Origin of the sequence: Hyunsoonleella ulvae (genome assembly GCF_016827605.1) — a bacterium.
In the GTDB taxonomy this organism is placed as follows: Bacteria; Bacteroidota; Bacteroidia; order Flavobacteriales; family Flavobacteriaceae; genus Jejuia; species Jejuia ulvae.
The window spans coordinates 82,143-99,359 of record NZ_JAEPJQ010000009.1 but is presented as its reverse complement, the minus strand read 5'-3'; the positions used below and the strand labels follow the sequence as shown (position 1 = coordinate 99,359).

The window sequence follows — 17,217 nt, the reverse complement described above, 5'->3', positions numbered from 1 at the left end:
TCAAAAAAGGACGGAGACTAATACGCAGCATGGCTCTTTTGTAGCTAGCTAGGGATATAAGTTCACTCTGTCCTTTTTAAATTTAACTACAATTAATAGTATTTGCTAATCTAAAGGTTAGGGATTGCAGCGGCATCCTTTTTAATGCTTGGTTGGAGAGAAATTAGTTTTTGAAGTGTTATGTAAAAGATTGCCACGTCGCTCGCTCCTCGCAATGACGCATTAAAAAGATATATCCATAAAAAAAGAGCGAAAAACTGATGTCTTCCGCTCTCACTACTTTAGATAATTTGCTATTAATTATTCTAGGAGTAGTTTTAGGGTATTATAGGTGGTTTGGCTACCTGATATTTTTATGATTTATAGGTTTTATACTACAAATGTAAGTTGGTTATTAAGGAAAGGGTTGTGCTTTTCGGTGGATGAAAATTTAGTGTAGACGAATGGTTGTTTTTATAAGTTTACCTTATAGAGCGTAGCATATATAATCTAGGTAAAAACATAGGATGTAAACACTTAAAATATAATGAAACCCCAGTAAATCTGAGTTTACACATGTTATTTATACTGTTAATCTACAGAAAAGTATACAACACAAAAAAGCGCAAAAAACTTTCGTTTCTTACGCTTTTCCACTTTTGAATTAGTCGCTATTATCAATCCTCAGTTAATTCAATTTGGGTTGGAGTTTTACCTAATCCAAAACAAGCTTAATGGTTTTATAATGGGTTAGTTTACTTTCTAACTTACAAAAGTATACTCCCGAACTTAAGTTACCTCGTTTTAAGGTTACTGCATTATTACCCCTTACTGCATTTACAGTTAAGGTTTTTACTAATCGTCCTAATTGGTTATATACTTCTACATCTAAGGTCTCACTTGCTGGAGCATTAAATTGTAAACTTGTACTTAAATGCATAGGGTTTGGTGTTGCTAGTGTTTCTATACCAGTGTTTTCTATATCTTCTACTGATAGTGCACTACTTGTTGCAAATTGCACTTGTGCTAAGCTTAGGGTTTTAGTTTGTGTGCTACCGTTTTCGGCTAGCATAGTGTACACTATAGATGTTACGTCGTTGGCTTGGAAAGCTCCACCTTGTGCTGTAAAGTCTGAGAAAAATAGGGTGTAATCTTCCATATCTTCAGTTAGCTCTATGCTTGTTTTATACTGCGCTTCCCAATCGTTAATGCTTTCTTTTACCAAACGCACTATTAATGTGCCTGTACCTTTAGCTTGTAATTTTAAGCTGTTGTATTGTGATACATCTATAGGGTTAAACTTTGGTGTTAAGGCGCGATATACAGCTACGTAATCATCTGTTGTTGCTTCTAACTCTATATTACGCTCTACTTGATATACGTTTTCTTGAAAACTCTCGCTGTTTGTTGCTACATCAAAACGTGTTACGTTAGCTTGTGCATCATCATATCCCCAAGGTCCGTCTGATAAAAATAGGTCGTCTGGAGTATTTACGCCATCTCCAATTCTAAATCCTACATCAAATAAACTTCCTGCATCTACTTCTACATTAGAAATATAATGTTCGTCTAGATTTATAGTTGTAGATACTGTTTCTACTGTTTGTGTCTCTGTTGTTCTTACACCAGCATCAAATACCACACTAGCCGTTTTGTTTGTATTCACTATTTGTAAATCTAACTTACCATTACGGTATTTTCCAGATTTTACAAATACGGTTGGTGCAGGCGAGTTATTGTAACTTGTTACTGGTTTTTGTACGTCCAATAGTGTTACGACTTCTTCTCCTAGTTTTACTAAATCATCTAAAGAATTAGACCAGATTTGGAAATTGTAAAACCCTATATTGTCTTCGTACTTATCTAAATTCCAGTGACTTTCTATTCCAAAATTAGTATCGTTATCTGTAGCTTTTGCTGAAAGACTTAATACAAACTCTAAGCTACCATCTATATTTCTTATTAATGCTTTTATAAATTGTTGTTCTTTTATTTCTATAGTTGATACTGACACTAACTCTGCGCCTAATAATCTATCACAGATATATTTTGTATGCTCGTACACACCATCTTCTGTTTTTAGTAATAAGATAGATGCTATGGCTTCGCTGTTTTTCATATAATCTACCGAATATATTTCTGTGGCATTGGTAATTCCTATTAAATCTGATGGAGAGGATTCTATAGCTTCATCTTCGTTTACCACATCTAATGGTATAAGATCTGATAATTGAAATGAATTTCCTTTTCCTGATAGGTTTTTACCGTACTTTGATGTTTTTTTGAATCGCTTTGCTGTAGTCTTATCAAAATTATAACTGCGTTTTACACGATTAAAATTACGTTTGTTGATTAATTCCGATAGTCTGTTATTACTTTCCAATCCTCCTTCGTTAGCACTAGAAGAGGTTGAGGCTTCTATTACTGGACAATCTGCATAGCCAGAGCATGATGGGTCTTCACAATCAATTAACCCGTCGCCATCGTCATCAATTCCGTTTGTACAATCTTCCTGTGGTACTGGTGCTGTAGGACAACGTGCGCCGTCGTTTTGTGAACTTGAAGGTCCAAATGCAAACAGGTTAGATTCCATAGCATTAGATCCTGTTAAATCTTGTACATTTTGAATTACATATATGGTACCTGTTTGGTTAGCTGATACATAAAAGCGACCATCGGCATCAAAATACACCGCACCATATGTATAATTTAATCCAGATAAAATTGGAACTACACCAAGATTGGTCATCGTTTCGGTTTCTATATCAATTCTGTATAAAATATTGGTTTTCTTTTCAACGGTATATAACATTCCGTCTACGGCATTGAATGCCCAATCATGAATGCTTATACTTAGAGGTAGATTAGAAGTTGCGATATGCTCCCCATAACTTTCTGATTCTGGATCTACATCTATAGCATAATACGCAGTTCCACCTCCTTTTAAATAGTATACTCCATCAGCACTTACATCTCCTATGTAGCGCCCACTAGTTGGTAACTCTTCAACATAAAACACTAGTGTTGAAAAATCTTTTCCTATTCTCACAATAGACTTGGAAGGGGAACTTAAAGATCCCCAAATATAACCATCTGCCGGATTGTACGCGGCTGCATTGATTGTACCCTCCGTAATATCAGTAGCAACCGCATACGAATTTCCGGAAGCCAAATCAATGGCATAAACATCATTATATTGAAATAGGTAAGCGTTATAATCACAATTAAATGGTTGGTCTTGCCCGTAAAGAGCAGTAGAAATTAATAATAGTAGTAATAATTTTTTCATGGTTTTGGATTTAATACTACAAATGTAGGTTGGTTATATGGGGGGTATCTTTGTTTTTCGTTCGATGAAAATTAAGTGTAGACGAATGGTTTATCTGTTAAGTTTAAATTAAAATGTATGATATTATACATAATATTTAATTAATGTACGAAAAAGAGTATTTAATTTGTTGTAATTACAATATAATTAGTTGAAAAACGCAATATTTTAACAGTTTAAACTACAAAAAGATCGATGAAATGCATTTTATTAGTGTTTTACGATTGATAAAGAATTACAAATCTGTTGGAAATATGTGCTTATTTCTAGAATAAAAGGGTTGAATGCGTTGGGTGGGAATATGATACGTTGGGGTAATAGTACTTGAGACATATAATACTATACTTATAAATGTGTGATGTGATTTCTCCTGACGTCGAAATGACATGGGATGTGTAATTAAGAAGCGTTAGTCATGTCGAACACATGTGAGACATCACACTTGAGTAGGCTATAATAAATATGATGTGATTTCTCCCAATGTCGAAATGACTAGAGGTATTCAATTAAAAGATTTCATTGTTTAGTGTTTGCCATTTAGGATTAAAATCTGAAATCAATTTATTCTTCTTTTCTCGCCTCCATTTTTTTAATTGTTTCTCTCTTGCAATACCTTGTCTAGGAAATTCAAATGTTTCATAATACACCAAGTAAATACAACCGTACTTTCCTGCAAATGATTTTTTAGCATTTTGAGAGTCAAAATAATGTTGAGAAAGTCTGTTTTGGATATTATTTGTAAAGCCTATGTACAAGGTAGTTCTGTACTTATTTGTGGTTATATAGACAAAGTATTTGTGTTGCATTAATGATTTTTATTTTGTGATTTCTCCTAACGTCGAAATGACTACGAGTATTTAATTATAAAACGCTTGTCATGTCGACATGAGGTACGATTGAGACATCTCATTAAGATTGACTACTTCACAAAACTCGATAATGCGATTTCTCCTTTCGTCGAAATGACAAGATATATTTAAAGCAAATTTAAACGTTTCATTAGTTCCGGGCGATTAGAGCGACTTACAGGGATAACATCTTTTTTAATGAGTACGCTGTTGTCTTCTATATCAATAATTTTTTGAACATTAATGATATACGAACGATGTACTTTTAAAAACAAATCGTTTGGTAACTTCTCCTCTATTTTCTTAAGTGTAGAATGTACAGTATAATTTTTATCCTCAGTCTTTACATGAATATAATCGCCTTTAGCTTCTACTAAATAGATACTTGGAATATCTATTTTAATTAAGCGTCTATCAATATTTACATATAAATCGTTACCTGAAGTTGTTTCTACTTTACCACTATCTGAAGTAGCAGATGCTGTAGACTTAAAAGATTCAGCCTTTGTAATCGCCTTTTCAAAGCGTGGTAAAGCAATAGGTTTTACTAAATAATCAACAATACAATCATACTCAAAGGCTTCAATAGCAAACTGGGGGTCTGATGTCGTTAAAATTATTTTTGGTGGATTTTTAAGTGTTTGAATAAAGTCAAAACCTGTAAAGTCTGGCATGTGAATATCTAGAAAGATTAAATCCACTTCATTTTGATTTAAATACTTTATTGCCTGTAGGGCATTAGGAAACTCTTCTAAAATATTTAAACTTGGTATATTAGAACACAACTGAGAAATAATAGCTCTAGCTGTTGCTTCATCATCAATAATAATACAGTTCATTAAAGTGGCTTTACAAAGTCTCTAAATAGTCTGTAATAGTTTTAAGGATATCATTAAACGCCTCATTTCCTGAAGTGTTGTTTTCTTTTAAATTATCCTCGTAACTTTCAGCTATCTTATAACTTTTTTCAAGCCCTAAAATACTAATTTTATGTTTAAGTTTGTGTACATTTTCCGCTGAGGCCTTAAAATCTTTGGCTTCAAAATTTTTGATATATACCTCTTTTTCTTCGGGAAATTCCTTTTTTATAATCGCAATTAGCTTATCCTTAAAACTTTCGTCTCCTCCAGATAGTTCGTTTATATAAGATAGATTTGGTAATTCCATTATTTATTTCTTTAAAGTAAAATAAAAAGTTGTTCCGTTTTCTAGTTCAGACTCTACCCAAATTTTTCCGCCATAAAGCGCCACTATTTTTTTAACTATAGATAAGCCTATTCCTGAAGATTCGGGGTTATTTTCTAACTTTTGAAATGTTTTAAATATTTTATCAAAGTATGTTTCTTCTATACCTTTACCGTTATCTTTTACAAAAAATTCCCAAAAAGTATTATCATCACTAACACCTATTTCTATGTACCCTTCAGGTTTATTATTGTACTTTATAGCATTATCTATAAGGTTTTGAAAGAGTTGTTGTAATCTAAATTTATCGCCTTTTACTACGGGTAGTTTATTACCTTTTACTATGGTAATATGCTTTGGTACCAACATAGTAGATGTAATATTATCAACTAGTTTATCAATGTCTACATCGTAAACTTCAGTTTGGTTTTTGTTAATGGTAGAATAATCTAGAATACCGCTAATTAGCGTGTCCATTTTTTCAACATTATTTCTAATGAGCAATAAACTTTCACGTCCATTATCGTCTAGCTTATCTTTATAGTCTTCACTTATCCATGCTGTTAATGCATCTATACTTCGAAGTGGCGATTTTAAATCATGAGACACCATGTGAGCATAGTCACTTAACTCTTGATTTTGATGTCCTAATTCTTCAAGCAACTTTTCGCGTTGCTTATTCATTTTAACGATTTCCTTAGTCTGGTTATCAATAAATTCAACCAATTTTAAACCATCCAAATCTACATTATCTACACTTGAATTACTCGGTAACTCATAAAACTTAAGTGTTTCTATGACATGTTTTAGTTTATCAATAAACTCTTTTTGCGCTTTTGCCTCCTGCTTCAATTGTTCATTGGCAACAAATAATTCTTCTGAACTAATAGACATTGCTCTTTGCTGCATGACATACTGTTCATCAAAGTTAGTGTAAGATCGGTTTACTGCATCCAGAAATTCTGACATCTCTTTAGATGAAGCGTTTTCTTCTGATAAATATTTCCGAATTTGGCGCTTAAGTAACGAGTTCATTATTCACTTATTAGCGTTATAGTCATGGTTTGATTATGTAATTGGCAATTGTTTTCGCCATGGAAAGGTGCTATCTCTCCATAAGAATAAAATCCACATATTGTCGTGTTATCTCCTACTACTGCAACAACTTCCTCAATTTCTTCTTCAACGCGCTGATCTAGAACCAATTTCCTTCCAATACAACTTACTAAAAGTGCTAATTGTGGTTTATTATTTCTTAACTCTAAAGCTTGTATAGCAGCCCGTTCTGATGCATTTGCAATGTTATCTACATTGGTCATCATGAGTTGTACTTTAGAGTCTTTAGGGATATCGCCTGCGAGAATCATTGTATTGTCTTTTTCATTAATATTCAATATAGTACGTACAAAAGATTGTTGCTCTTCTGTAGACTTCACATTTAATGGGTACAATAGTGCTGCTGCAGGCAATTCTTTAGATTTTTCGCCTAGATATTTTTTGTATAAATCCAATGCAGGTTGGTTATCCAACTCGTAAAGTACATTAGACTCTGATTTTGTAACCACACGTTCTGGACCAAATGGTGTCCACCCTCCATGGATTGAAAAAGATGCTTCAAACGTTTCGCCGTAAAACCCAATCGCTATAATTTCTCCTGATTTGGGATTTTCGTTGTAACCAGCTATAGTTTTCTCAAAACGTGCAGCATCGCCACACAAACCACCTGTAATTAAAATATTATCTTGTACAGATGCATTCATGCCTTTGGTAAGCTCACTTCCGTTTATAAAACTACCTTCAGATAGTACAAAAACATATTTTAATCCTTCTTCTGGGAATTGCTTTAATAAGCTTAGTCCTGTTTTATAACTATCTAAATCTGACCTTAAAACATTACTAGTTTTAATTAAAAATTCAGTTTTTTCAAATTCTACAGCTGTAACTGTGATACTATCATCATCGACCCTATTCGATGTAATATCTCCACTTGTAGAACCTAAAACAATAGCACCGTCAGGAAATAGTGTTTTTACTTCTTCAAAAGCAGTATCTTTCTCTAACATATATCTGTTTCCTAATACTAAAACCAATGGTTTTGAAAGGGTTTGCTTTGGCGATAAATATTCCCAAGCTTTATCTTTATATTTTTTTAATTGTACTATTTTCATACGCTATTTTTTTAATGTAAAAAGGAATTTTGTACCTTCATTAGGCTTACTTTCCAACCAAATACGACCCTCATGTAAATCCACAATTTTTTTAACGATAGAAAGCCCTATACCTGTTGAGTCTTTACTTTTGTTGAGTGCATGGAATATTTTAAAAATTTTCTCATGAAACTTTTCTTCTATACCGATACCATTATCCTTAACTGAAAATTGATAGTGTGTACCATCATCTTTTACATCTATTTCCACTATTCCAACTTCCTTGTCTATAAATTTAATGGCGTTACTTATTAAATTTTGAAATAACTGCTGTAATTTAACTTTTTCCCCTTCTATTTTTGGAAGCGGATTTAAAACTGTGATTGACACATGATCTGGAACAAATAAAATGGTTTTTAATTCTGATACTAATACATCTAAATCAACAGTAACTGTTTCTAAAGCCTCTGTACCTACACTAGAATACATTAAAACATCAGAAATAAGCTGTTCCATTTTTTCTAATGTAGTTTCAATAAGACCAAAATTCTTAAGACTTACCTCATCAAGTTTATCTTGGTTATCTTCTTTAATCCAACTTACTAAAGCATTAATACTACGCAATGGTGATTTTAGATCGTGAGAAACGATATGCGCATATTCTTGAAGTTCGTTATTACTTTTTTCTAACTTTTCAAGTAGCTTCTCTTTTTGTGTTTGTAGGCTTTTTAAATCGGTAATATCAAGATGAATCCCGATAGAACCAGTAACCTCACCATTTAAATTATAATTAGGTGCGCCACTTATTAGCCAATAGCGTTCTTCTCCAGTTTTGGTATATCCCTTAACCTCATACGAATTGGAAAGCCCTTTTTTACGCTTAACATTTTCTTTGCTTAAAATTTCTGAACTATCTCTGTCTAAAAATACATTTCTAGCTATTTTACCTACTAATTCGTCTTCATTATAACCGGTAATATTCAAGAAACTTTGGTTTACCATAAGTATTCTATCCTCATTGTCAACCTCCATTAATCCTAAGTTCATGTTTGCAATAATGCTACTATACTTCTGTTTTTGCGCCTCGAGACTTTTTCTATATTTCCGTCTTAAGGTTACGTCCTTATATGTCCATAAATGCCCTTTATAATCTCCATGTTCATAAATAGGAATATAATCGCGTTCTAGTATTTTGCCATTGGTTGTTTCAAGTTCATCGTTCAAAACCTGTTTTTTATTTTTTAGAATCTCATCTATTCGCGTAACAAAAGCCTTTGGATTTTTAAATAATACTTTATTTTGTTCAGCCGCATCACTACAGTCAGCTCCTTTCAACTGCTCTGGCGTTGCTGAAATACCAAATAATTCACAGAATTTGGTATTAGTTAAAACAATTTTTCTGTATTGGTCTTCAAGAAGTACCCCGCTATCTAAGTTGGTAATTAAACTGGTTAACCTGTTTTCCGACTCAATAAGCTGATCTTCTGCTTCCTTGGCCTTAGTAATATCACGAACAATACCTTGTGCTGCCACAGGTTTACCTTCGTCATAAATAATACTAGCATTAACATGTACAAGTTTTTCTATCTTTTGCTTTGTAACTATTTTAAAGTTTGAGTCTGTAACTGTGCCTTCGGAAAGTAAATTTTTAAAGGTTTCTGATACTAATTCTAAATCGGTAGGATGTACCATATCCATTAAATTACCGTTCTCACTAGTATTAGAAAAGCCTAGTAAATCTACTGCGGCATTATTCATTTTAAGAATATTGCCCAATAAATCCATAATTACGTAGGCATCTACAATGTTTTCGAAAACACCTTGTAATTGAGAATCGGTTTTGTTGAGAAGTGCCTCTAATTCAGAATAAGACTTTTCTAATTTTTGTTTAGCATCATACAGTTCTGCGGCCTTATTTTCTAGGATTTTTTCAGCCTGCTTTCGAGCTGCTTTTTCACGTGCAAGTGCACGTTCTAACATGTCAATTTTATTTTGACTCATTAATTTTTGTTGATTACAAACTTTACCTCAGTACCATCTTCTTTAAGTTTTTCTAAAACGATATCAGCTGTTGAATTGAAGTGCTCAAATGTCTTATTCATTAATCCTAAACCAAAATGATGCATAGCTCTACTGGATTTATAAATCATAACTAGTGAATCTTTTGATTTTTCAACGACCTCAAACGTAGGTAATTCTGCATCTGGATAAATTTTTCTCACTTCAATATGAATATGGTTTTCAATTGAAGCTAACATTTCTATAGGACCTGAATACGTAGCTAATAACCCTGGATAACTATCTTCTAGCACGCCAAAAAAATGTTCAGCATATACCAGTAATAAATCATCAATTGACATCCCTGTACTTGCACTTAAATGCTGCAATAATTGCAACATTTCAGAAAACTTGTAAGTACCTACAGAAGTGTAAATACCTCCAGACTCCAAATCTGAACTTTGAATGATTTTGTCAACCATTTCAAGTCCGAATTTATCTTCTACTAAATCTAAAAACTCCGTAAATACTATACCTTTCACTTAGATTTGTTTTAATTCGTTAATACTCCAATACGCTAATATCTTTTCTATTTTAGATATATAGTCTTCATATTTTAAAGGTTTTAAAACATAACCTGCAATTCCTATTTTATAACACTCTAATAAATCTTTTTGATTGTTTGATGTCGTTAATATAATAGTTGGGATGTATTTTAACACACTGTCATTCTTCAAAATATTTAAAAACTCTATACCATTTAGCTTTGGCATATTCAAATCTAACAAAATAATGTCAGGTAATTCGTCTTTTTTTTGTAAAATTTTAAGTGCTTCTTCGCCGTTATTGGCTTCTACGATCTTATGAGGTAATTCTAGTTTAGAAATTGTTCTATTCAATTTCATTACTTCAATCATATCGTCTTCAATAAGCAATATGTTTAATGCATTCATGTCTCTCCAAGTTTTATCTACCGAAGGTAAATCATTATAGATTAGTTGTTATCCATTTATCGATAGTTGAAATTTAAGTGTCGACGAATGGAAATTAAGTGTCGACGAATGGTTTTACAATAATAAAATACAAGATTACTGGTAAAAAACACTTCTATATTCTTGTTTTACTTTGCTGGCTCTACCGTTATCCTAACACTCTTGGACGCTGGTGTTTTAGCTGTGTGTGCAAAGCTGTCTAACGGTACAAGCACATTGGTCTCTGGAAAATAGGTTGCGCAACAGTACTTTGGAATATTGTAAGCTACTACTTTAAAACTATTGGCTACCCTAACATTACCATTGTATTCTGATTTTAGGTTAACTATATCCTGCTCCTGTAACCCCCGCACCTTCATATCATCCTTGTTCATAAAAATGATGCGCCTTTCGTTAAATACGCCCCTGTACCGATCATCCAATCCATAGATTGTTGTATTGAACTGGTCGTGACTTCTTATGGTCATCATAACCAACTCTCCTTTATTTAACTTCCACTGGGGTAGCTTATTAATTGTAAAATTGGCTTTTCCTGTTTTTGTATTAAATTGACGCTTTCTTACGCCATTGGGCAAGTAAAAGCCAGAGGGTTGCTTTATTTTGGTATTATAGTTTTCAAAACCGCTAACTACCTCAGCAATATCATCTCTAACTAAATTATAGTCGTCTTTGTAAGCTAGCCAATCGATTTTGGACTTTTGTTTTAAAGTAGCATTAGCTATACCACAAACTACAGCTACTTCGCTCATTAAACTCTCAGAACAAGGCTCTAATATACCTTTAGTAGAGGATACTACACCCATAGAATTTTCTACACTCTGGGTTTGCACACCTGTTTTTTGATAATCCTTCTCTGCCCTACCCAAACATGGTAAAATTAAAGCTTCTTGCCCTGTAACTAAATGAGAACGGTTTAATTTGGTACTCACATGTACAGTTAGATTACAATTTACCAAAGCTTGAGCGGAATACGCCGTATCTGGCACTGCTGAAATAAAGTTACCTCCTAAACCAAAAAACACTTTAGCTTTCTTTTCATACATGGCCTTAATCGAATCAATCACACTATACCCATGTTTTGATGACGGTTTAAAACCATATTTCGCCTCAATTTTATCCAAAAACGCTTGTGGCGCTGATTCCCAAATCCCCACAGTCCTATCGCCTTGAACATTTGAGTGACCACGTACTGGACAGGTTCCTGCACCTTCCTTTCCTATACTCCCTTTTAATAACAGTAGGTTTACCAACTCTCGAATATTATCCACTGCATTTTCGTGCTGTGTTAAACCCATAGCCCAACAGATGATAATCTTGTTTTTATTTAAAACTAACTCAAAAACAGCATCAAATATAGCTTTTGACACTCCTGATGCTTCTAAGCAATCTTCAAAATTATAAGTCTTTAAATCTGAAATAAAGTCATCTAAACCACTGGTGTATTCTTCAATAAACGTTTTATCAAAAACACCTCCTGTTTCTTCTTCCTTTTCTAGTAACTTTAATAATAAGGCTTTAAAAAATGCCACATCGCCGTTTATAGTAATAGGCACAAATACATCTGAAAGTTTTGTACCGCCTTTAAGCATTTTAATCGGGTTTTGCGGATTGGTAAATCGCATTAATCCTGCTTCAGGCAAAGGGTTTATTGCTATTATTTTACCACCGTTTTGCTTTGTCTTTTCTAATGCAGATAACATCCTTGGATGATTTGTTGCAGGGTTTTGACCTACAACCATTACCAAATCAGCTTTATATAAATCATCCAATTTCACTGAGCCTTTACCTATTCCTAGAGTTTCAGATAATGCACTTCCGCTGGCTTCATGACACATATTGGAGCAATCTGGCAGATTAGATGTACCATACTCCCTAACAAATAGTTGGTATAAAAATGCGGCTTCATTTGTGGTTCTCCCCGATGTATAAAACACGGCTTCATCTGGATGATCTAATGCATTTAAATGTTTGCCAACTTTCTCAAAAGCGTTTTCCCAAGAAATGGGTTGATAATGTGTAGCACCTTTTGGTAAATACATAGGTTCTGCTAAACGCCCAGATTTGCCGATTTCAAAATCTGATAAGGCTGCTAATTCGCCCACTGAGTGCGATGCAAAAAACTCACGATTGATAAGTTTATTCTGCATTTCCTCTGCCATGGCTTTTAAGCCATTTTCACAATACTCACCCAAGGACGAACGTTCGTCATCTGGATCGGGCCATGCACAACCAGGACAATCAAAGCCTCCTTTTTGATTCATTTTAAAAGATACCTTTACAGCATCTTTTACATTCATATAAGTTTTAGCATGATGTAACGCAGCTTTTATCCCTCCTAAGCCTGCAGAATTTTTAGGTGGTTGTTTTATTTTTAAATGTTCAAACTTTTCTGGTGTTAAGGCTTTATCTATTGAAGATTTACTCATGAGTCGAAGATATGATAAATATCAATATTAGTTATAAAGATTTTAACGCCTTATGATAATCCTGTGCCGTATCTATATCTATATTTTTAAAATCTGGCTGTATTACTTTTACGGATGCTTTTTGTTGTTTTAAAATTGATTTTGCTCCATCATCTCCTGTCAACTTTCCTAATGCTTCAAAATGTTTTTTGTGAAATAGTACTGGAACACCTTTTTTGTGTGCATCATATTCAGTAGCTAAAATAACTTCATCATCTACGTGGAACGCTTCAATCATTTTATTTAGAAAAGACGTTGTTACATAGGGTTGATCTGCCAAAACAACTAAAAGCCCATCCCTGTTTGCTTTAGGTCCTAGGCAGTGTTGCGCTGCAAAAGCTATGGATTTTCCTAAACCTAAAGTCCATTTTTTATTATGGATTACAGTAACAGAAGTATCATTAATATCTCGGATAATATCCTTATAATTAGCTCCTAAAACCACAATAACATCGTTAACCACTGTATTTTTGCATGTTTCTATAGCATGATTTATGATGGTGGAATCTTCCCATTTTAAAAGTTGCTTGGGACTTCCCATGCGCTTAGAAGCACCCGCAGCTAAAATTGCTATAGCTATATTTGAAGTTAAAGTCAAAACCTAATGTTTTTGATGGATACTTCCTGTTTTTAGGCTTAATGATTTAGGCTCTCGTTTTCGGGTTACTGCTAGAATCTCTGAAACAATTGAAATAGCAATCTCTTGTGGTGTTTCAGAACCTATATCTAAACCTGCGGGCCCGTGGATTGTTTCTAAAAAGTCGTTTGTTATTTCTGGACAATATTCTATACACTGTGCAATTAAATCCTCTCTTCGCTTTGTTGGTCCTAAAAGTCCTATATAGTTTGGACCTGCAGTATATAATGCCACTAGGTAACGCAAATCGTAAGCAAAATTGTGTGTCATTAATACTATTGCGGTCTGCGCATCAATACTAGTTGTATCAAAATGCTCTGGCATGGTGGTAATTAACTGTTGTGCTCCTTCAAAATAGTCTATTGTTTTGGCTTCTGAAACTCCTGCTACTATGGTAACTTCCCAACCCGTTAATGCTGCATATTTGCAGAGTTGTACCGCATCGTGTTCTGCTCCTATAATCATTAGTTTAAAGCAAGGCGGCATATATTGTTGAAACGTTAAATTCTTTAGGTTTGTGGTAGTATTTTTTGAAATTGGGAAACTGATATCCCCTATTTTAACATGTGAGCCTATACCTTCAAAGACACCCTCAGTTTTTTGATATTGCGATATAACTTCAAAGGGTTGTCTATCACTTAAACACTTAAAAAATGATGTTTCAAAATCAGCTTCAAACACAACTGCTTCTATTAGAATATACAACACTCCTTCACACCCCAAACGATACCTTCCATCATAGGTCATCATTTTAGATTGCCCTGTTTTAAATACAGATGCTGCCTGTAATAGCACTTCTTTTTCTACACATCCACCACTTACGGCACCTACCATGGTATTGTCTTCTAAAATGAGCATTCTCACTCCCGGACGCCTGTACGATGAACCATCTAAATCTACCACAGATGCTAAAACTGATTTTAACCCTTTTACTCTGGCTTTAATAGCTTCTTCTATAATATGTTTAAATTCATGTGTCATTTACAGGTACTACTTCTTCTTAATGATTTGTACTACTCTACTATTTTATCATCTACATATACCAGCTTGTCATCGATAAAATATCCAGATACTATGTTCTGTACTTGAACCCCAACTGCATTAGTTGCTATTGTTTTAAAAAATACTTGATGTTGATGCTCTATTCGTTTCTGAATCAAACTATCATTCTTTGCCTTAGTATATTGTTTTTCTGTGAGCGCTTTAAGGAACTCTTTATTCACATCATGATATATTGATCCTTCTTTTACCGTTGAGCCTATCAACTTAAAAGAATCGGGGTTGTACATGGTTTGCTTATAGTACGCTTCAAATTGTTTTTCATAGTTTTCTTGTTTGGTTATTTTTGAACATGACACTATTAAAAGCAGTACCACAAAACCAACTAATCGCATTCTATTCATAGTACGTGGTTAACCAATAACCTCTTCTTTATTGTTTAAATTCTTAATAAAAGGGATTTTTGTTACTCGTTTACCCATGGCTTTATAAATGGCATTTGCTACAGCTGCGCCTACAGGTGGCAATGTTGGTTCTCCCAATCCTGTTGGTGCTATATCACTTTCTATAAAATGCACCTCTACTTTTGGTGTTTGTGCCATTCGTATCAATTGGTACGTATTAAAATTATTTGCTGATGGCTTCCCATCTTTAAAACTAAAATTAGCATACATAGCATGCCCAATACCATCTAAAACCCCTCCCTTTGCCTGATTCATAGCTCCCAAAGGATTTACAACTATGCCACAATCTATAGCACAGGTTACTTTTTTTACTACTGGCGCACCGTTTTCTATTATTACATCGGCTACCTCGGCTACGTATGTATTGTGGCAATAGTATACTGATAGCCCTTGATAAATACCATCAGCCACTTCCCCCCAGTTCGACTTTTCAACTACTGTTTTTAAAACACCCTGTAATCGTTCTGGACTATAATCTACATTTGGATTGGGATTATTTTTTACGTTTTCCAATAAATCCATGTGTAGTTTTACACGATCTACACCCATTTCCTCCGCTAATTCATCAAAAAAACTTTGCTCTGCTATGGCCAAGAAATTGGTATAAGGCGCTCTCCATGCACCCACAGTAATATTACTTCTTAGCCTTGCACTATCAACTTGATAATTATCTAAGGCTCCAGCTGGAAAAAAATTAGGTATTAACCCATACATATTACCATTAACGCATGCTTCTTTCAAATGATATCCTGTAAGCTTGCCATCTTTTATAGACGCCGCTATTTTGTATTTACTGGCAGGGCGGTATACGCCTGTAGTCATATCATCTTCCCTGGTAGACACCATTTTTACAGGAGCTTTAATTGCATTTGATATTTCTACGGCTTCTAAAACATAGTCGTTATATAAACGTCTTCCAAAGCCACCTCCCATTCTAGTAAGTTCTACATGAATATCTTCCATAGGTCTATCCAACAAACTCGCCACTGCACTTGCTGCAGATTCTGGTGTTTGTGTTGGCCCTACCAAATGTACCTTTTCTGGTGTAACATTGGCGAAAAAATTCATGGGCTCCATAGTATTGTGCGGCAGAAATGTAGACTCATATACACGTTCTATAACCTTATCAGCATTGGCAAAAGCCGTTTTAACGTTACCATCTTTACGTCGTGTTCTCAATTTTTTACCATCTAAAAGGCGTAATAACTTTTGGTCATGGTCTTCTGTACTTTCTAAATCAGAATCTGTTTTCCATGTAGCAGTAACTGCTTTTTTACCTTTTATAGCATCCCAAGTTGTTTTGCCAATAACCACTACCTTATCTGTATTACTCAATTTTACACTCCAGTTGGGTCTCCCCTTACTTAACATGGTTCTTGCCTTTTCCCCTATGGTTATCACATCTATTACACCCGGTATTGCTTTAGCTTTTGTGGCATCAAAAGATTCTAGTATTTGACCAAATGCAGGAGGTCTCAATACAGAAGCATATAGCATACCTTCTTCTTTATAATCTAATCCAAAGAGTGGTTTTCCTGTTATAATTTTATGGATATCAACATTGCTCTTTCCTTTGCCTATGATGGAAAAATCCTTAGGATCTTTTAGTGTAATATCTCCTGGAACGTCTAACACTGCTGCAGCTTCTACGACATCTCCATAACCTAGAGTTTCCCCATTTGCGTTAGAAATAACACCTTTTTTTGCGCTACAGGTATTAGCTGCTACTCCCCAGCGAGCCGCCGCTGCGTTAATTAACATCTGTTTTGCTGTAGCTCCTGTTTCACGCAAAGGTTGCCAACTTCTGCGAATAGATTGACTTCCCCCTGCGGTTTGATTACTATAATTCTCAGTATCTAATGGTGCCTGTACTACATACACGTCTTCCCATGCCACATCCAACTCTTCTGCAATAATCATAGGCATGGACGTTTTTACACCTTGCCCAATTTCAGGATTTACTGAATATATCGTTACTTTACCTTCCGGAGATATTTTAATGTACGCATTGAAATCTTTATAGTTTAGCTTGCTTAAATCTACAGGCATTATTACATCTTCCTTGCAGGCATTAAAGAGATTAAAACCTATTAGCATACCGCCACTGGCTAATGCTGATGTTTTTAAAAACGATCTTCTACTGAATGAATTTTTCATGTTTCTGATATCTAATAG

14 protein-coding genes are annotated in these 17,217 nt (G+C 34.2%); all 14 read right to left on the bottom strand.

What is annotated here, in order from left to right; translation table 11 throughout:
* Positions 1 to 694: 694 nt before the first annotated feature.
* The 14 genes from JS605_RS17020 to JS605_RS16955 all read right to left on the bottom strand — a co-directional run bounded on the left by JS605_RS17020 (position 695) and on the right by JS605_RS16955 (position 17,199).
* Positions 695 to 3,268 carry a DUF6923 family protein gene (locus tag JS605_RS17020; protein ID WP_203258932.1) on the bottom strand — a complete coding sequence of 858 codons (2,574 nt, stop codon included), beginning with the start codon at positions 3,266 to 3,268 and terminating at the stop codon, positions 695 to 697.
* A 545-nt stretch (positions 3,269 to 3,813) separates the two neighbouring features.
* Positions 3,814 to 4,113, bottom strand: a complete 300-nt coding sequence (locus JS605_RS17015) for a GIY-YIG nuclease family protein (protein ID WP_203258931.1) — start codon at positions 4,111 to 4,113, stop codon at positions 3,814 to 3,816.
* 170 nt (positions 4,114 to 4,283) lie between these two features.
* Positions 4,284 to 4,994 (bottom strand): LytR/AlgR family response regulator transcription factor, encoded by a 711-nt coding sequence (locus tag JS605_RS17010; RefSeq protein ID WP_203258930.1) that lies wholly within the window; start codon positions 4,992 to 4,994, stop codon positions 4,284 to 4,286.
* 10 nt (positions 4,995 to 5,004) lie between these two features.
* On the bottom strand, positions 5,005 to 5,322 hold the full coding sequence (locus JS605_RS17005; RefSeq protein WP_203258929.1) for an Hpt domain-containing protein: 318 nt from the start codon (positions 5,320 to 5,322) through the stop codon (positions 5,005 to 5,007).
* Positions 5,323 to 5,325: 3 nt separating this feature from the next.
* Complete coding sequence (locus JS605_RS17000) at positions 5,326 to 6,375, bottom strand: sensor histidine kinase (protein WP_203258928.1); 1,050 nt, start codon at positions 6,373 to 6,375, stop codon at positions 5,326 to 5,328.
* Positions 6,375 to 7,508: an FIST signal transduction protein gene (locus JS605_RS16995; protein WP_203258927.1), complete on the bottom strand. Its 1,134-nt coding sequence runs from the start codon at positions 7,506 to 7,508 to the stop codon at positions 6,375 to 6,377. Before JS605_RS16995 ends, JS605_RS17000 begins: the two co-directional genes overlap by 1 nt.
* Positions 7,509 to 7,511: 3 nt before the next feature.
* Positions 7,512 to 9,488: a PAS domain-containing sensor histidine kinase gene (locus JS605_RS16990; RefSeq protein ID WP_203258926.1), complete on the bottom strand. Its 1,977-nt coding sequence runs from the start codon at positions 9,486 to 9,488 to the stop codon at positions 7,512 to 7,514.
* A complete protein-coding gene (locus tag JS605_RS16985; protein ID WP_203258925.1) occupies positions 9,488 to 10,027 on the bottom strand; it encodes a heme NO-binding domain-containing protein in 540 nt (179 codons plus the stop codon). Before JS605_RS16985 ends, JS605_RS16990 begins: the two co-directional genes overlap by 1 nt.
* On the bottom strand, positions 10,028 to 10,438 hold the full coding sequence (locus JS605_RS16980; protein WP_203258924.1) for a response regulator: 411 nt from the start codon (positions 10,436 to 10,438) through the stop codon (positions 10,028 to 10,030).
* A 167-nt stretch (positions 10,439 to 10,605) separates the two neighbouring features.
* Complete coding sequence (locus tag JS605_RS16975; RefSeq protein WP_203258923.1) at positions 10,606 to 12,903, bottom strand: FdhF/YdeP family oxidoreductase; 2,298 nt, start codon at positions 12,901 to 12,903, stop codon at positions 10,606 to 10,608.
* Positions 12,904 to 12,934: 31 nt separating this feature from the next.
* The gene (locus tag JS605_RS16970; RefSeq protein WP_203258922.1) at positions 12,935 to 13,540 is read right to left on the bottom strand and encodes a nucleotidyltransferase family protein; all 606 of its coding nucleotides are present in this window, start codon (positions 13,538 to 13,540) and stop codon (positions 12,935 to 12,937) included.
* 3 nt (positions 13,541 to 13,543) lie between these two features.
* Positions 13,544 to 14,560 (bottom strand): XdhC family protein, encoded by a 1,017-nt coding sequence (locus JS605_RS16965; RefSeq protein WP_203258921.1) that lies wholly within the window; start codon positions 14,558 to 14,560, stop codon positions 13,544 to 13,546.
* Between the two features lie 32 nt (positions 14,561 to 14,592).
* Complete coding sequence (locus JS605_RS16960; protein WP_203258920.1) at positions 14,593 to 14,982, bottom strand: hypothetical protein; 390 nt, start codon at positions 14,980 to 14,982, stop codon at positions 14,593 to 14,595.
* Between the two features lie 9 nt (positions 14,983 to 14,991).
* Positions 14,992 to 17,199 (bottom strand): xanthine dehydrogenase family protein molybdopterin-binding subunit, encoded by a 2,208-nt coding sequence (locus tag JS605_RS16955; protein ID WP_203258919.1) that lies wholly within the window; start codon positions 17,197 to 17,199, stop codon positions 14,992 to 14,994.
* Between the last annotated feature and the right edge of the window lie 18 nt (positions 17,200 to 17,217).